The 16411-nt window shown below is 31.5% G+C and carries 16 protein-coding genes; 5 read left to right on the top strand and 11 right to left on the bottom strand.

The annotated features are described in order from the left end of the window. The first annotated feature begins 11 nt into the window (after positions 1–11). Together ABGB03_RS02260 and ABGB03_RS02265 are read left to right on the top strand one after the other, a co-directional pair. The gene (locus tag ABGB03_RS02260; protein WP_347924486.1) at positions 12–857 is read left to right on the top strand and encodes a zinc-dependent peptidase; all 846 of its coding nucleotides are present in this window, start codon (positions 12–14) and stop codon (positions 855–857) included. A 92-nt stretch (positions 858–949) separates the two neighbouring features. Then, positions 950–1375, top strand: a complete 426-nt coding sequence (locus ABGB03_RS02265; RefSeq protein ID WP_347924488.1) for a CBS domain-containing protein — start codon at positions 950–952, stop codon at positions 1373–1375. A gap of 10 nt (positions 1376–1385) precedes the next feature. Here ABGB03_RS02265 and rpe read toward each other — a convergent pair whose 3' ends face one another. From rpe to rpsO, 6 genes are all read right to left on the bottom strand, one after another. Next, entirely contained in the window at positions 1386–2048 is a 663-nt protein-coding gene (gene rpe / locus ABGB03_RS02270) for a ribulose-phosphate 3-epimerase (RefSeq protein WP_347924490.1), read from the bottom strand. Positions 2049–2101: 53 nt separating this feature from the next. Next, positions 2102–2509, bottom strand: coding sequence for a BLUF domain-containing protein (locus tag ABGB03_RS02275; RefSeq protein WP_347924492.1), 408 nt, complete (start codon positions 2507–2509; stop codon positions 2102–2104). Positions 2510–2643: 134 nt separating this feature from the next. After that, complete coding sequence (locus ABGB03_RS02280; RefSeq protein WP_069676062.1) at positions 2644–3507, bottom strand: sigma-70 family RNA polymerase sigma factor; 864 nt, start codon at positions 3505–3507, stop codon at positions 2644–2646. An 86-nt stretch (positions 3508–3593) separates the two neighbouring features. Beyond that, complete coding sequence (locus ABGB03_RS02285) at positions 3594–3968, bottom strand: hypothetical protein (protein WP_347924494.1); 375 nt, start codon at positions 3966–3968, stop codon at positions 3594–3596. A gap of 131 nt (positions 3969–4099) precedes the next feature. Continuing rightward, positions 4100–6355, bottom strand: coding sequence for a polyribonucleotide nucleotidyltransferase (locus ABGB03_RS02290; protein WP_347924496.1), 2256 nt, complete (start codon positions 6353–6355; stop codon positions 4100–4102). A 204-nt stretch (positions 6356–6559) separates the two neighbouring features. After that, positions 6560–6829, bottom strand: a complete 270-nt coding sequence (gene rpsO / locus ABGB03_RS02295; RefSeq protein WP_167770135.1) for a 30S ribosomal protein S15 — start codon at positions 6827–6829, stop codon at positions 6560–6562. A gap of 206 nt (positions 6830–7035) precedes the next feature. On the opposite strand from rpsO, the gene ABGB03_RS02300 reads away from it, so the two are divergent. Next, positions 7036–7899: a hypothetical protein gene (locus tag ABGB03_RS02300; RefSeq protein WP_347924497.1), complete on the top strand. Its 864-nt coding sequence runs from the start codon at positions 7036–7038 to the stop codon at positions 7897–7899. Positions 7900–7956: 57 nt separating this feature from the next. Here ABGB03_RS02300 and accD read toward each other — a convergent pair whose 3' ends face one another. From accD to ABGB03_RS02315, 3 genes are all read right to left on the bottom strand, one after another. Beyond that, positions 7957–8814 (bottom strand): acetyl-CoA carboxylase, carboxyltransferase subunit beta, encoded by an 858-nt coding sequence (gene accD / locus ABGB03_RS02305; RefSeq protein ID WP_347924499.1) that lies wholly within the window; start codon positions 8812–8814, stop codon positions 7957–7959. A 50-nt stretch (positions 8815–8864) separates the two neighbouring features. Further along, positions 8865–9932 carry a class II fructose-bisphosphate aldolase gene (gene fbaA, locus ABGB03_RS02310; RefSeq protein ID WP_347924501.1) on the bottom strand — a complete coding sequence of 356 codons (1068 nt, stop codon included), beginning with the start codon at positions 9930–9932 and terminating at the stop codon, positions 8865–8867. A gap of 130 nt (positions 9933–10062) precedes the next feature. Beyond that, entirely contained in the window at positions 10063–12576 is a 2514-nt protein-coding gene (locus ABGB03_RS02315) for a BamA/TamA family outer membrane protein (RefSeq protein ID WP_347924503.1), read from the bottom strand. A 196-nt stretch (positions 12577–12772) separates the two neighbouring features. On the opposite strand from ABGB03_RS02315, the gene ABGB03_RS02320 reads away from it, so the two are divergent. Further along, a complete protein-coding gene (locus ABGB03_RS02320; protein WP_347924505.1) occupies positions 12773–13507 on the top strand; it encodes an RNA methyltransferase in 735 nt (244 codons plus the stop codon). Here the strand turns inward: ABGB03_RS02320 and ABGB03_RS02325 are convergent. Both ABGB03_RS02325 and ubiE read right to left on the bottom strand, forming a co-directional pair. Then, positions 13494–14207: a porin family protein gene (locus ABGB03_RS02325; RefSeq protein WP_347924506.1), complete on the bottom strand. Its 714-nt coding sequence runs from the start codon at positions 14205–14207 to the stop codon at positions 13494–13496. The genes ABGB03_RS02320 and ABGB03_RS02325 overlap by 14 nt on opposite strands. Positions 14208–14209: 2 nt before the next feature. Beyond that, positions 14210–14941 (bottom strand): bifunctional demethylmenaquinone methyltransferase/2-methoxy-6-polyprenyl-1,4-benzoquinol methylase UbiE, encoded by a 732-nt coding sequence (gene ubiE / locus ABGB03_RS02330; RefSeq protein WP_347924507.1) that lies wholly within the window; start codon positions 14939–14941, stop codon positions 14210–14212. A 114-nt stretch (positions 14942–15055) separates the two neighbouring features. On the opposite strand from ubiE, the gene trkA reads away from it, so the two are divergent. Next, positions 15056–16405: a Trk system potassium transporter TrkA gene (gene trkA, locus ABGB03_RS02335; RefSeq protein ID WP_347924509.1), complete on the top strand. Its 1350-nt coding sequence runs from the start codon at positions 15056–15058 to the stop codon at positions 16403–16405. Positions 16406–16411: the final 6 nt, after the last annotated feature.

Below are 16411 nucleotides of genomic sequence, written 5' to 3' on the forward strand. Positions count from 1 at the left end.
TATTTTGCAGGATGATGATTAACTATTTAATAATTCAAAATTCACCTACTAATAGTATTATTGCAGTCTTTTTATTGGCTCTTTCTATTATGATTTTTTATTTCGGATTTAGAATGATAGAAATGGTTTATGTAATGCGCAATAAAAAGCCGCTTTACAATCATGTTTATTTTAAATTAAAAAAACTTTCACCATCTCAAAAATCAACATTAAGAAATTTTTCATTTTATAGGAGATTATCTAAAAGAGAGCAAGGTTTTTTTGAGCATAGAGTAGCTTGTTTTATAGAAGATAAAACTTTTATTGGAAGAGACGATTTAATAATAAATGATGAAATTAAAGTTTTAATTTCTTCAACAGCAGTTATGCTTACTTTTGGTTTTAGAGATTTTTATATTGGCTTAATAGATAAGATATTTGTTTATCCAAAACCCTTTTATTCTAAAACGAATGATGATTATCATAAAGGAGAATTTAACCCTAAATTAAAATCTTTAGTATTTTCATGGAAAGATTTTGAATATGGATACAACATAGGTGATGATAATTTAAATTTAGGTATTCATGAATTTGCACATGCTATTCATTTAAATAGTATTAAGGAGCGTGATGTTAGCTCAACAATATTTAAAGATTCATTTAAAGAATTAACAGAACTTTTGTCTAATAGTAAATCCATGAGAGACAGGTTAATTTCTTCTAGATATTTTAGAGAGTATGCTTATACCAATCAATTTGAGTTTGTTGCTGTGTTAATTGAGTATTTTTTTGAGTCTCCAATTGAGTTTAAAAACCAGTTTCCAAAAATATATAGTAAAGTAAAGCAAATGCTAAACTTCGGTTACGCTAAGTATTAAATAATAACTTTTATTTGTTTTAGGTATGACTTTTATCATAATTTAACTGACTGTTCTTGGTTAACTTTAATGTTGAATTTAAAACCTGAGACATGAAAAGAGGAACACCAATTTCGGCAATAATGACTAAAAATGTCATTACATTAAATACATCTGATAATTTAGAAACAGCTGAGCGTTTATTCAAACAAAATCATATTAGACATATTCCAGTTGTTAGTGGAAAAAGCATAAAAGGAATGTTAAGCCTTACAGATTTGCTACGCATCAGTTTTGCTGATGCAGTAGATGAAACAGAAGATTATGTTGATGCTATAGTTTATAATATGTTTACTATAGAACAAGTTATGGCCAAAAACTTAATAAGCGTAACATCAAAAACGACCATTAAGGAAGTTGCGGAAATTTTAGCAAAAAAAGAGTTTCATGCAATACCAGTTGTAGATAATAATAAGTTGGTAGGTATAGTAACAACTACTGATTTAATTAACTATTTGTTGGCACAGTTTGATGAGTAGATTTTCTCTATTAAGAATTTGCTAAAGCTTTTAAGTCTTTAATCGTTTCTATTTGATTAGAACTTTTAAATACATAGCTGCCAGCTACCAAAACATCTGCGCCAGCATCTACAAGTGCTTTAGCATTTTTATTGGTTACTCCTCCATCTATTTCAATTAAAGTTGAAGCGCCTTTTCGTATAATTAATTCTTTTAATTGTTCAACTTTACTGTAAGTGTTTTCAATAAAGCTTTGGCCTCCAAAACCTGGATTAACACTCATTAAGCAAACAAGATCAATGTCATTAATTGTATCTTCTAAAAGATTCACATTCGTATGCGGATTTAGAGCGACACCAGCTTTCATTCCTTCAGCTTTTATGGCTTGAAGTGTTCTATGTAAATGTGTGCATGCTTCGTAGTGTACGGTAAGTATATTGCTTCCTAATTCTGCAAATGTTTTAATATAACGATCAGGATCTACAATCATTAAATGTACATCAATGGTTTTTTTTGCATGCTTTGAAATAGCATCTAAAACAGGCATTCCAAAAGAAATATTTGGTACAAAAACACCATCCATGATATCAATATGAAACCAATCAGCTTCACTATTGTTAACCATTTCTATATCATACTGTAGGTTTGCAAAATCTGCTGCTAAGATTGAAGGTGCTATTAATTTTGAAGACATTGTATTTAGTGATTATTTTGTTTTGACAAAAATAATTTAATTATAGGTTTATTTTATTTTTTTGCAATAAAGTTCTCGACGATATTGATGATTTTGTCAACAGAGTTAAGCTCAGCTTTCTTTATCCATTTTAAATATTTCTTTAATTGATCTAGAGTTTTAGAGTTTTCAACAATGACAAACCCAGAAACATAGTCGACAAATATACGTTCTTCAATAGTTGTGTCGATTAATTTTATGATGTTAGTATGTCTTTGATCTTGGCTAATTTTTTTAAAAATCATATTAACCATTTGCTCGTCTCCTTCTAATATTTGAAGAAAATTACCATGATTATATACTAAGATACCTGAAATATTGAGCTCCGTATTGTTTCTTTTATTAACGCGAAATAAATGTTCTATATCTAGATTAGATAATAAGTTTTTAGCGCTACTAACATAACATAGTGTATGCGGCATACTTAAATTTTTAGAGATTTTACTTTTAAATAATAAAAAAGTGAACCCAGAGTAATCAGCTCTGGGTTCTTTCATCAATCAAAAAACGAACAGTTATGTAACTGTTTGTTGCGTTTATTAGGATATAAATATAACTATCCTAAGTAAGTTTTTAAAATTTTACTACGAGAAGTATGTTTTAATCTACGTATTGCCTTTTCTTTAATTTGACGAACACGTTCTCTAGTTAGGTCAAAAGTCTCACCAATTTCTTCTAAAGTCATTGGATGTTGATTACCTAAGCCAAAGTATAAACGAATTACATCTGCTTCACGAGGAGTTAATGTTTCCAGAGCTCTTTCAATCTCTGTACGTAACGATTCGTGTAATAAATCTCTATCTGGATTTGGAGATTCACCACTACGAAGTACATCGTATAGGTTAGAATCTTCCCCTTCTACTAAAGGAGCATCCATTGATACATGACGTCCAGAGTTTTTCATTGACTCTTTTACGTCGTTAATTGTCATGTCTAATTCTTTAGCAATTTCTTCAGCACTTGGCGGGCGTTCGTGAGACTGCTCTAAGAATGCATAGGTTTTATTAATTTTATTAATAGAACCAATTTTGTTAAGTGGCAAACGTACAATTCGTGATTGTTCAGCTAATGCTTGAAGAATCGATTGACGAATCCACCATACTGCGTACGATATAAATTTGAAACCTCTGGTTTCATCAAATCGTTGAGCAGCTTTTATAAGTCCTAAATTACCTTCATTAATTAAATCTGGTAAAGTAAGTCCTTGATTTTGATATTGCTTAGCTACAGAAACAACAAAACGTAAGTTAGCTTTAGTTAATTTTTCTAAAGCAATTTGATCTCCTGCTTTAATACGTTGTGCTAATTCTACTTCTTCGTCTGCTGTAATTAAGTCAACTTTTCCAATCTCTTGTAGGTATTTATCTAACGATGCAGTTTCTCTATTGGTAACCTGCTTCGTAATTTTAAGTTGTCTCATCTAAAGGTCTTCTGTTTTATTTATTGGGATTAATACTCTTGTCATATAGTTATACGTGAAATGTTACTTAAATGTTACAAAAAATATTAAATTTTAATTAATTTTTTATCTGTTAAATTAATATCGCTAAGCATTTCGTCAGTAAATTTGTAATGACCACGAGTAGTAATTAACCTAAAATGATGAGATTTTATAGCACTTAATGTATTTAGAAATAACCATTTTGATTTCAATAAATTGGTTTTTGAGGTTTTTAAACTAATATCGAATATATGCTTTCTACCTTCTTTTTCGGCTACAATATCTGGCGTTATTGTAATATCACTTCCTTTTTTATGATATGATTTAGGTGTTTCATAGCCCTTCATATCTGCTTTGATGTTTTGATAGCCTAAATTTTGTAAGTAATTTACCGAGGTTTCTAAAAAATCTGAATATTCTTCTTTGTCGTTGAATGTCATAGCTTATAATATAACGAAATTTATTGGATTTACAAATTTTGTTGATGCTTTAATGTTTTATCATATTCTTTAAACTAAAAAAACCTCTCAAAATTAATTGAGAGGTTTTAAAGTTATAGTAGATAGAAGGGTTATTCTTCTTTCTTATCTTCTCTAGGCTTGCGGTCATCACGACGGTTATCACGTCCACGATTATCTCTTCCTCTGTTATTATCACGTCCACCTGAACGTTTATCATCTCTTGGTGGTCTAGCGACATAACCTTCAGGTTTTGGCAAAATTGCTTTACGAGATACTTTCTCTTTACGAGTTCTAGAATCTACTCCAAAGTACTTCACATCAAATACATCTCCCATGTTTACAACATCAGATACATTTTCTGTACGTTCCCAAGCTAATTCACTTACGTGTAATAATACTTCGTTGCCTGGAGCTTCCGTATATTCTACAACAGCACCAAAATCTAGCATCTTGATTACTTTTACTTCATAAATGCTACCAACTTCAGGCTTAAATAGTATAGCGTCTATTTTTGCCATTACTGCATCAATACCTTCATTGCCAACACCTAAAATTTCTACGATACCTTCTTCAGTTACTGGATCCTCATTAATTACAATAGTGGTTCCAGTTTCTTTTTGCATCTCTTGTATTACTTTCCCACCAGGACCAATTAAGGCACCAATAAATTCATTAGGAATACGTCTTGTTATCATTTTAGGAGCATGACCTTTAACATCTGCATTAGGTGTAGCAATAGTATCGGTCAATTTCTCTAGGATATGTAAACGACCATCACGAGCTTGCTTTAGTGCATTTACTAAGATTTCGTAAGATAAACCTTTTACTTTAATATCCATTTGGCAAGCGGTAATACCATCAGCAGTACCAGTTACTTTAAAATCCATATCTCCTAAGTGATCTTCATCTCCTAAAATATCAGATAAAACAGCATATTTTCCTGAATCCGCATCAGAAATTAATCCCATAGCTATACCAGAAACAGGTTTTTTCATTTGCACACCAGCATCCATCAATGCCATTGTACCAGAACAAACTGTTGCCATAGAAGATGAACCGTTAGATTCTAATACTTCTGAAACGATACGAACCGTATAAGGACAATCGTCAGGAACCATTCCTTTTAACGCGCGTTGTGCTAAGTTACCATGTCCAACTTCTCTACGCGAAGTTCCACGAATTGGCCTCGCTTCACCAGTTGAAAAAGGAGGGAAGTTATAGTGTAAATAGAAACGCTCTTCGCCTTCCTGAGATGGCATATCTATTTGATTAGCATCTCTTGATGTTCCTAAAGTTACAGTGGCTAATGCTTGTGTTTCTCCTCGAGTAAAAATTGCTGAACCGTGAGTTGATGGTAAATAGTCAATCTCACACCAAATTGGTCTAATTTCATCAGTTTTTCTACCATCTAAACGTAAGCCTTCATTTAAGGTTAAATCTCTAATTGCAGCTTTTTCAGCTTTGTAATAATATTTAGAAACTAAGTCACCAAAATCTTCTAACTCTTCTTCAGTAAAAGTTGCTTTAATTTCTTCTTTAATAACCTCGAATGCAGCACTTCTTTCATGTTTAGCAGATCCAGCTTTTGCAATGGTATACACTTTATCATAAGCTAAATCATGTATTTTCTTTGCTAAATCTTCATCTTCTCTTTCAGGCTCATATTCACGAGTTTCTTTTTTCCCAAATGCTTCAGCTAGTCTTACTTGAGCAGCGCACTGAACTTTAATTGCTTCGTGAGCAAATTTTATGGCTTCAGCCATTTCTTCTTCTGAAATTTCATCCATTTCACCTTCAACCATCATCACAGAATCAGCTGAAGCTCCAATCATCATATCGATGTCAGATTCTGCTAATTGTGCAAAAGTTGGGTTAATGATAAATTCTCCATTAATTCGACCAACTCTTGCTTCAGAGATTGGGCACTCAAAAGGGAAATCTGATAATTGAATCGCAGCAGAAGCCGCTAATCCTGCCATAGCATCTGGCATTACATCATCATCATGAGACATTAATTGAATCATCACCTGAGTTTCAGAATGATAATCTTTTGGGAATAACGGACGTAAAACGCGATCTACTAAACGCATGGTTAATACTTCACCATCACTTGGTCTTGCTTCTCTTTTAAAGAAACCTCCAGGGTAACGTCCTGCAGCAGCAAATTTTTCTCTATAATCTACTGTAAGTGGTAAAAAGTCTACTGGACTTTGTTTGTAATTGGAAACAACTGTACATAATAACATACATTTTCCAGATTGCACAACAACGCTACCATGCGCTTGTTTTGCTAATTTTCCGGTTTCGATAGAAATTTCTCTACCGTCTCCTAGGTCAATGACCTCTCTAAAAACTTGTGGAATCATAAATTTTTTTAATTCTAGTTACCGACAATTTAAGCGTCGGAAAACAGGTTAAACAATGGTCGTTGTGTTGTTGTAGTTGTTGTAAATGACATAATAATGTCTTGACCAATGAAAAACTGTAATTAGCTTCTTCAATGCGCAGTTTAAACTCTTGCGCTCGAGTTATATTAAAAACAAAAAAGAGGCGTAAAAGCCTCTTTTAAATTATTTTCTTAATCCTAATTCTTTAACTATGGCACGATATCTTAAAATATCTTTTTTAGTTAAATAATCTAGTAAAGCACGTCGCTTACCTACTAATTTTACTAGAGAACGCTCAGTGTTAAAATCTTTACGATTATTTTTTAAGTGTTCTGTTAAGTGGTTAATTCTGTGTGTAAATAATGCAATTTGCCCTTCAGCAGAACCTGTGTTTTTTGCATCTTTACCATGCTTTTTAAAGAGTTTCTCTTTTGCTTCTTTTGTTAAATACATGCTAATATTATTGTAAATGATTTTTATGTACTTGATTACGGTTTTCGTATTCAAGCCGCAAAGATAGTAAAAAATAGGGATTTACAATTTATTTAATACTGTTTTTACTTATTAAAAAGGAATATTTGGTATTAGGGAGTTATAGAGAAATTAAACTATTTCATTTTAAGAAAGTCTTAACATATATTAACTTAAAATTTGCAATGATGAAAAAATTAAATGTAACAAGACAAATGTTAATGGTATCGTTAGGTTTATCTCTAGTCTTTTTTGGCTGTAGTGAGAATGAGCCTATTGATAATTTTGAAAAGAATTTAGACTCTAATGAGGTGGCTTTATCTGTTGAAATTGATGTAGCATTAGAGACGATGGATGATATTGCTATTGATGCCTATGAAGATCAAGAAGTAAACGAGGATACTTCTGGTAGAACTAGAACTACCAATGGTAATGAATTTTTTACACTTCCAGATTGTGTGACAATTACTGTAGTTGCTCAACAAAACTATAGAGAGTTAACTATAGATTTTGGAACTGAAGGCTGTGAGATAAGAGGAAATATACTAAAAGGTAAAATGATAATCTCCTATACTAGGAACCTTGAAGCTAGAGAGATTTTAATAACAAAAAACCTTGAAGATTTCTACTTTAATGATAAAAACATTATTGGAGGTAAAACAATCTTAAAAGAGCGTTCTAATGATAATGGTAACCCTCAATTTACTAAAACCGTTGATATAACAGTTGTTTGGCCAGATGGAATTGAAGCTTCAAGAACTGGAACAAAAACTCGAGAATGGATAGAAGGACATGGAAGCGGTGTGTGGAGTGATAATGTATTTGAAGTTACTGGAAACTGGATGTCTACTTTTAGAAATGGAAATACACATTCGTACGAAGTAACAAATCCATTAAGAAGAGAAGTTGTATGTAGATTTTTTGTGAGTGGTTCTGTGAATGTAGAGCGTACAAATTTTGCAGGTATTTTCGATTATGGAGATGGCGATTGTGATAATCAAGCTACCTTTACTTTTGAAGATGGCACCGTAAGAAACATTACACTTAGATAAGTAGGTTTTGATTATGTGATTGTAAAAGAAAAGCGAGCCAATTGGCTCGCTTTTCTTTTATGCTCTTAAAGGTTGATTTGTAATTAAATCAATATATAAGTTTATTTTATTTTTTAAATCTTTTCTATGAGATATAAAATCTAAAAAGCCATGTTCTTGTAAAAACTCAGCTGTTTGAAAACCCTCAGGTAATTCTTTTCCTGTAGTATCTCTTACAACACGAGGTCCAGCAAACCCAATTAAAGCTCCTGGTTCACTAATGTTAATATCACCTAACATAGCGAATGATGCAGTTGTTCCTCCTGTTGTTGGATCTGTACATAAAGAAATGTAAGGTATTTTGGCATCTGCTAATTGTGCTAATTTAGCTGAAGTTTTTGCTAACTGCATTAATGATAAAACCGCTTCCATCATACGGGCTCCACCAGATTTAGAAATAATCATGAAAGGTAATTTCTTTTTTAAAGCATAATCTGCAGCACGTGCTATTTTTTCACCAACAACACTTCCCATAGAGCCACCAATAAAACTAAAATCCATGCAGGCAATAACAAGATCTTTTCCTTTAGATTTTCCAACAGCTGTACGTACAGCGTCTTTAAGATTTGTTTTTTCTTTGGCAGCTTTTAAACGGTCTGTGTACTTTTTGTTATCGACAAACTTTAGAGGATCTTTAGATTCTAGTTTCTCATCTAGTTCCTTAAATTTATTATCGTCAAAAAGGATTTCAAAATATTCTTTACTACCAATTTTAACGTGATAACCATCTTCCGGACTTACATAATAGTTTTTTTCTAATTCTTCGGTATCAATCACTTTTCCAGTAGGAGATTTATACCATAGTCCTTTAGGAGTATCTTTCTTTGCTTCTGTAGGTGTTTGTATTCCTTTATCCTTACGTTTAAACCAAGCCATTTTACTCATCCAATTTTATAAGTTAGTTAGAATGCAAAACTACATAAATTTTATAATGTATTTACATTATTTAAATCTTCAAAAGCTTTCTTTAAACGTTCAACAAAGCTATTTTCTGCTTCACGCAGCCATTTTCTTGGGTCGTAATATTTCTTGTTAGGAACATCATCGCCATCAGGATTTCCAATTTGTGATTGTAAATATGCTTCATTAGTTTTAAAATAGTCACGAATACCACACATAAAAGCATATTGCATGTCTGTGTCAATGTTCATTTTTATAACGCCGTAACCAATAGCTTCTCTTATTTCTTCAACGGTTGAACCTGAACCACCATGAAATACAAAATCAATATGGTTATGACCAAGATTATATTTTTTAGATACAAACTCTTGAGAATTTTTCAAGATTTTTGGTGTTAATTTTACATTTCCAGGTTTGTAAACACCGTGTACATTACCAAAAGCAGCTGCTATTGTAAATTGGTCACTAACTTTACTTAATTCTTCGTAAGCGTAAGCTACTTCTTCTGGTTGTGTGTAAAGTTTAGAATCGTCAACATCTGTATTGTCAACACCATCTTCTTCTCCTCCAGTAATACCCAATTCAATTTCTAGCGTCATTCCCATTTTACTCATACGTTGAAGATATTGTTTACATATTTCTATGTTTTCTTCAATAGGTTCTTCCGATAGGTCAATCATGTGTGAACTATAAAGAGGCTTACCAGTTTCTGTAAAATACTGTTCACTTGCGTTAAGAAGTCCATCAATCCATGGTAAAAGTTTTTTAGCACAGTGATCGGTATGCAAAATTACAGGAACACCATATTCTTTTGCCAATAAGTGCACATGTTTTGCACCAGCTACTGAGCCTGCAATAGCAGCTTTTTGATTATCGTTTGATAGTCCTTTTCCTGCATTAAAATGTGCGCCACTATTAGAGAATTGTATAATTACAGGAGCATTTAAATCTCTTGCTGTTTCTAAAACAGCGTTAATACTATTTGAACCAACAACATTTACAGCAGGTAATGCAAATCCCTTTTCTTTGGCAAGTTTGAAAATTTCTTGAACCTCTTTTCCTGTTGCTACACCAGCTTTAATATTATGTCCCATTTTGTATTGTTTTTGTAGATGATTTTTAAAATTCAAAAATACATAAATTTTAATCAAAATTAGTTTACAAAAAGAGTCAAAAAACTAAAAATACTACGCAAACGTTATAGATGAATATTGAAGAATTATGTTAAAAAGGATAGTTAATTCCTATGTTATATACAGCATTTCCGAAATTATAGTCATTAAACCACCGATTTGCTGTTTTGTATGATGGATCGTAGGTTTTAAAACCAATATCGCCTCTAAAAACAAAGAACCCGAAATCATATCTTAACCCAAATCCTGAGCCTATAGCAATATCTTTAAAAGAGTTAAAGTTTGTAAATGTAGCATTTGGGTCATTCTCATTATCTAGTACATTCCAAATATTTCCTGCGTCTATAAAAAGGGCGCCATTTAGGTTTCCAAATAAATTAAAACGGTGTTCTAAGCTAAGTGCAATTTTCATATTAGCTTCATTAAATTCGTTATTGCTATCCGAACTTCCAGGTCCTAGATTGTATGCTGTCCAAGCTCTGTTATCATTTGCCCCACCAGCAAAAAAACTTTTAGAAAATGGAATGCTGTTAGAATTACCATAGGGTATTGCAATACCAAAGAAACTTCTTATAGCAATAACATTGTTTCTGCCAATATCCCAATGTTTTATGTAATCAAATTCGGTTTTAATATATTGAGAGTAAGGTACTCCAAACAACTCATATTTGTTGTCATTATTTTTATTTAATCCTAATAGTTTTGATGTAGTAGTTAATAAATTCCCTGCGGATTCTAATTTAAATCGGAATATAGAAAAAGTTTCATCAACTAAGCTTTCACGTCTATTTTTTACGTAACTAAAGCTAGTAGAAAAAATCAGGTTGTCTTCGGTAAGTCTTTCTTTACGTTCTTTAATGTTATTTACGGTTTTGTATTCGTCATTATTGGTGGTTTCAAAACCTGAGTCCTGTAAAACCAAATCGATAAACTCATCGGCTTTATTTTTATTTAATTCATCTATGCCATTGTTATTTGTAATAAATTCAGGTGGCGTATTATACGTGTTTAAAGCAATGTTTTCTAGACGGTTAAACGAATTTTGATAAACTCTAAAATAATTTCCAGAGTTTAAATTTCTAACATATTGAGCATTAAATAAATCTAAGTTATTAGTAACAGATTCTGAATGATTCCAATTATAATTTAGAATACCATTTACTGTTTGTTTATCTAAACCAATATTGGTTTGACTTGTAAAACCTAAACTTAATCTAGTAATTGGAGACATATATTTAGGAATGATTCCTTCTGTATTAACAGGAAAGAAAAACCTAGGAATCGTTAGCTTTGTATTTACGCCATACTCATTAATATCAAAAAATTGATCATTATTTGCACCATTTTTAGACGCTCCAATGGCTCCTAAAGCAGAAATTTCCAACGTTTCGGCACCTCTAAAAATATTGCGTATAACTAAACCAGTGTTAAAGGATAGTCCTACAGATTGAATATTGCTTTGTGATACATTAACATCAAAGCTAAGACCGTATTTTTTTCTTGGAGACAACTTAATATTTGCAGTTAATGTAGAATCTTGCTCATGTATATCATATCTAATGCTAGGGTATTTAAAAACTCCAAATTTATTTAAGTACCTAAATGTTCTGGTTCTATCTATGTCGCTATATAAATCACCTCTATTAATGAATATGGCTTGCTGCAGTGCTTTTGGACGATAACGTAATTTTTCATAACTGTAAAATCTTGCATTACCATACTTAGCACTATCTTGATATACGCCTCCATCATTTTCATAAGAATCGTCAGTGATAATATTTACATTTCTAATTGTAAAAGGTTTAAAGGGGACTACTGTAACCGAATCTTCATTACGAATAACACGATTTCTAATTTTTACATCTACATCTACTCTTTTTATGCTTTCATCATTTATAACATCAAACTCTATATAATCTTGAGAAAAATGATACAATCCAGAGTTTCTAAATGATTCTGTAAGTCTATCTCTTTCATTATCAATATCTACTCTTTTAAATTGTTCTCCTTTTTTTAATACACTATTTGGCTTAGCATTTTGGTAAAGTGAGTCTATTAATTTTGATGAGTTGGAACTATAAATTGAATCTAAAAGATAAGGTTTGCCAGTTTTTACATAATAATCAACTGTAGCTCGTTTATTTTCTTTTTTATTAATTGTATAAGTAACTTCACTATCAAACCAACCATTCCAATAGTAATAATTACCTAAATTATTTTTTGATTTTTCTGTTTTTAAACTATCTAAAATTACTGGAGGTTCACCAGTTTTTTTTAACCAATTGTTTAGGTTTTTTCTAGTCTCAATGTCTTTTTCTAATTGCTTTTTAGAGAGTTTTTTAATTTTACGAGCTAGCTTTTTTGGATTATCATATATTTTTTCATTTAATATTGAATCTATGTTAGGACGAGCTAAATTATATATATGTAACCTTAAAGGAAAACCAAGGAGCTTGTTATTTGCTCTTTGATTAACGCGATTATTTATTTCTTCTGAAGCTGTTGTTTTGTCATTAACTATTACTGAGGTTTTGGTAAGCAAATGCTCATCTTCACCAACTCTTTTTACTACATTGCAAGACACAATACTGCTAATAAAAATCACTAGGAATAATATTTTTGTAAAGATGTGTTTCAATTAAAAAGGAAAAATTAAAAGTTTGTAAAAAGCAAAACCTTGATAGCTTCAAAAATACATTATTTCCATTGAAAAAAAATAATTAGCTAAGAGGTTATTATTGTTTGTAATTAATCTGTTTCTTTATATAAATTTAAAACGCTAAAACTCAATATTTGTTGGAATGCTAAGTAAAAGTGAAATAAAGCTTATAACAAGCTTAAAACAAAAAAAGTACCGTCAGCAATACAAATTATTTGTAGCTGAAGGGAAAAAAACGATTATAGAACTTTTACAATCTAATTTACAATTACATCAGCTATATACAACTACGTTAGAATTTGATGTTTTGGATGATTTGATAACAGGTATTTCAGATAATGAGCTTAAAAAAATCAGCTTTTTAAAAACACCAAATACAGCTTTAGCAGTTTTTAAAATTCCAAACGAATCACCTATCGATTTTAGTACATTAATAGTAGCTTTAGATAATGTTAGAGATCCTGGAAATTTAGGAACAATAATACGTTTGTGTGATTGGTTTGGTGTAAAAGATCTTTTGTGTAGTCTTGAAACAGTAGATTGTTATAATCCAAAAGTAATACAAGCCACAATGGGTTCCATTACAAGGGTAAATGTGAGTTATGTAGATTTAAAACAGGTTTTAGAAAAACAAGAAGTTGATGTTTTTGGTGCATTTATGGATGGCGAAAACATCTATGATACCAAATTGACTGATTCGGGAATTTTAGTTTTAGGTAATGAAGCCAATGGCATTTGTGGTGCTATCGAAAAACTTGTAAGTAAACGTGTTTCTATTCCTCGTTTTGGAGAGTTGCAAGCAACCGAAAGTTTAAATGTTGCAAATGCTACAGCTATTTTATTAAGTGAGTTTAAGCGAAGGTTTACTGGAATGTAAAGTTAATAAACAATCCTCTAGATTTCATAGTTGCTATGTTGCTTGTCCAAGGACTATCTGGATCTACGTCCCTTACTAATTCATCATTTAAAGCAAAAACACCTCTAATGGAAGGAGTAAATTTAAACCAAGGTAAATAAATGTCAATTCCACCACCAACTTCATAAAATAGCATACCGTTTTTTGTTCTAAATTGCCCATTGCTATTGTCGTCAGGATTACTTTCATTGCTTGATAAATTTATAGCAGTAGAAAAACCACCAACAATAAACGGTTTAATATTGTTGACGCGTTTTGTTGATATTTTTAAAAGCAGAGGAATATGTATATAAGTTGAATTCACTTCTCTTAAAAGATCAGAATCATTGTAAGATAAACCATTAAAATAGCTACTATGGTAATGTAGTTCACGTTTGGTGATAAATAAACCAGGTTCCATACGGACGTCTAAGTAATCGTTAATACGCATATTGCCAACAAGTCCAACACTAAAACCTACAGTTTTTAAAACTTGAATGTCTGGTAAATCTTCATGATAGTCAAAATTAAAATCATAACTATTAAATCCTAAAAAATAACCGTAAGACCATTTAGGCTTATCCATATTTTGGTTATTTTGAATTTTATTTTTACTAAAGAGTTGTGCCGAAGCTGTTTGCGTAATTATTAGTAATATTAAAACTAAAAGTATTTTCTTCATAGTTACTGCTTAGATGCTTTATATATAGTTGCCACACCAAATGTTTGAGGCAGTGCTTCCGCATTAATAAACCCAATTTTACGTAAAATATTGTTTAACGCTTCACCATAAGGGAAAACTGATGCCGATTCGCTTAAATAGGAATAAGCAACTTTGTCTCTAGAAAATAATTTACCAATTAAAGGCATAATTCCTTTAGTGTAAATGTTGTATCCTTGTTTAAAAGGGAATTTGGTAGGAACCGATGTTTCTAAAATCACAAAAGTACCCTGAGGTTTCAATACTCGAAGAATTTCGGATAATCCTTTTTCTAAATTCTCGAAGTTTCGTACTCCAAAAGCAACAGTTATAGCATCGAAAGTATCATCATCAAAAGGTAAATTCTCGGAATCACCTAATACCATTTCAATAGTATTATTTAATTCTTTTTTTGTGATTTTTTGCCTACCAACCTCCAGCATGCCATCGCTAATATCTAGCCCAATTATTTTTGAAGCATTAGTTTTAGTTAAGTTTATTGCCAAATCTCCAGTTCCTGTAGCAATATCTAGTATTATATTAGGTTGTTTTTCAGCAACAATTGCTACTACTTTTTTACGCCACTTTACATCTATGCCAAAAGAAATTACACGATTTAAGCCATCATATTCTTTAGAAATGGTGTCAAACATTTTTGTAACCTGCTCTTTCTTGCTTAAATCGCTATTTTTATATGGGTTTACTTTTTTAGACATGGAGGTGTTAGAAAAATTTGTTGTTAAGTGATATTTAGTGCAAAGAAATACAATTCGTATACAAATCCCTAAAAATAAATTATATTTGCACATCTTTATATTTAATAATAACAGATGAAGATTATTATTGCTGGAGCTGGTGAAGTGGGATTTCATTTAGCAAAACTTTTATCTTACGAATCTCAAGAAATTACATTAATAGACTCAAAAAAAGATAGCCTTATTTATGCAGATACGCATTTAGATATTAAGGTTGTTAAAGGTGATGCAACATCTATTGCTATTTTAAAAGATTGTAGAGTTGATAATGCCGATTTATTTATAGCAGTAACATCTTCGGAAACCACAAATATCACTGCTAGTGTTTTGGCAAAACAATTGGGGGCAAAACAAACTATTTCAAGAATTTCGAATACAGAGTTTATAGATTTAAAAGATGAAGTAGGGTTTACCAAGTTTGGAATAGATGAATTGATTTCGCCAGAATCTTTGGCAGCAGCCGAGATTGAATTACTTCTCAATCAATCTGTTTTTAGTGATACCTATGAGTTTGAAAATGGTGCTTTAACGATGCTCGGACTCAACCTTTCAAGGACAGCATCTATTGTTGGAAAGTCAGTTAAGGATGCTGCAAAGTTGATACCTGAAATTCATTTTATGCCTATCGCTATCCAACGCTTTGGCTCACATTTAACTATTATTCCAAGAGGAGATACGCTTTTAAAAGAAGGCGATCATGTAGTGTTTATGACCTCAAAAGGTGGTGATGAAGAAATTTGTAAACTCACAGGGAAATTTAAAACCGAAATTAAGAATGTAATGATTCTTGGAGGTGGAAAAATTGGATCGAAAACAGCAAGAGATTTAACCGATAACAAATTCAATATAAAGTTAATAGAGAAGAATAGAGAGGTTGCCATGGATCTTGCTGATGAACTTCCAAACACTTTAGTAATTAATGGGGATGGGCGAAATGTAGAGCTTCTTGATGAAGAAAATATAGAAGACATGGACGCTTTTATTTCGGTTACTGGAAACTCCGAAACAAATATTATGTCATGTCTAGTAGCACATTCTAGAGGTGTTAAGAAAACAATAGCTCTTGTTGAAAATATGGATTATTTTGAGTTGTCTCATTCCATTGGAATAGATACACTTATAAACAAAAAACTCTTAGCGGCAAACAATATATTTAGATACATACGTAAAGGTGAAGTTGTAGCAATGACCAAGCTTAATAATATGGATGCTGAACTGTTAGAGTTTATTGTAAAACCAGAATCAAAGATTTGCGATAAGCTCATAAAGGAGATAAAGTTTCCACGTTCTGCAATTATTGGAGGTGTAATTAGAAATGACGAAGGCGTAATAGCTTTAGGAGATTTTAAAGTAGAAGCAGGAGACAGAGTAGTGGTGTGTTGCTTACCTCAATCAATTAAAAAAGTTGAAAGCTTTTTCTATTAGTGAAAG

The sequence above is a fragment of the Pontimicrobium sp. SW4 genome, from assembly GCF_039954625.1.
In the GTDB taxonomy this organism is placed as follows: domain Bacteria; phylum Bacteroidota; class Bacteroidia; order Flavobacteriales; family Flavobacteriaceae; genus Pontimicrobium.